The 1,163-nt window shown below is 68.4% G+C and carries 2 protein-coding genes; both read right to left on the reverse strand.

Features of this window, described 5'->3' with window-relative positions:
* Positions 1–19: 19 nt before the first annotated feature.
* Positions 20–864, reverse strand: a protein-coding gene (locus tag DMH12_RS38490) for an IS5 family transposase (RefSeq protein WP_399190316.1) whose coding sequence is annotated in 2 segments (ribosomal slippage) — positions 20–534 and positions 534–864 — 846 coding nt in all. Because the reading frame shifts where the segments join, the coding sequence is not laid out codon by codon here.
* A 46-nt stretch (positions 865–910) separates the two neighbouring features.
* On the reverse strand, positions 911–1,105 hold the full coding sequence (locus tag DMH12_RS38495) for a hypothetical protein (protein ID WP_125495861.1): 195 nt from the start codon (positions 1,103–1,105) through the stop codon (positions 911–913).
* Between the last annotated feature and the right edge of the window lie 58 nt (positions 1,106–1,163).

Consider the following 1,163-nt stretch of genomic DNA (forward strand, 5'->3'; position numbering starts at 1 on the left):
CTAGGGGGTTTCGTTTGGATCAGCGGGCGGACCAGAGGAAGATGCCCGCGATGTGGAGTCCGGCGAGGTAGATGGTCGCGGTCTTCTCGTAGCGGGTGGCGATGCCGCGCCACTGCTTCAGGCGGTTGATGCACCGCTCGACGGTGTTGCGCTGCTTGTACGTCTCCCGGTCGAAGGCGGGCGGTCTGCCGCCAGCCTGTCCATGCCGCCGTCGGTTGGCTTGCTGATCGGCCCGTTCCGGGATCACCGCGCGGATGCCGCGTCTGCGCAGGTGGTTCCGGATCGCGCGGGAGGAGTACGCCTTGTCGGCCAGGACCATGGCCGGCCTGGTGCGGGGGCGTCCACGACGTCGTGGCACGCGCAGGCGCGCCATCACCTCCATGAAGGCGGGTGCGTCGCCGGCCTGTCCGGCGGTGAGGTAGAAGGCCAGTGGCCGGCAGCGGTCGTCGGCGGCGAGGTGGATCTTCGTGGTCAGTCCACCGCGGGACCGGCCAATGGCGTGGTCGTTCGGCTCGCCAGCCGGGGCCCCCTTTTGCGGGCCCCGGCCGCGTGTTGGTGAGCCCGCACGATCGTGGAGTCCACCGACACCGCCCAGCCCACGTCTTCGTCCGCGTCGGCCTGGGCGACCAGGGCAGTGAACACTCGCTCCCACGTGCCGTCCACGGCCCACATCCGCAGCCGGTTGTAGACGCCCCGCCAGTTGCCGTACTTCTCCGGCAGGTGCACCCACTGGGTTCCGGTCTGGAACTTGTAAGCGATCGCGTCGATCACCTCACGGTGGTCCCGCCAGCGGCCACCCCGCTTCGGTGTCCGGTCCGGGAGCAACGGCTCGATCCGCGCCCACTGCGCATCAGTCAACGGCACGCTTGGACCAACGACCGAAGGGCACGGTCCGGATCGGTGCCGTTCGTCAGGTCGCCTGCCCTGTACGCAGTCGTCGCACGTCCCGCACGAGCGCGTAGAAGGCGCTGAGGAAGATCACAGCTCCAGCCACGATCCAGAGAGCCGATGCCCCAGAGCGGTACTCGCGGACGGCGCCGGCGAGCAACACCGTGCTGGCAAGAACGCCGAAGGCCGAGATCAGAGCGCTGACGCGGTTAGTCACACGGACATCATCACAGGCAACCTCGCTGAGCGGGAGTGATCCAAACGAATCGCCCTAG

Origin of the sequence: Streptomyces sp. WAC 04229, from assembly GCF_003947455.1 — a bacterium.
Taxonomy (GTDB): domain Bacteria; phylum Actinomycetota; class Actinomycetes; order Streptomycetales; family Streptomycetaceae; genus Streptomyces.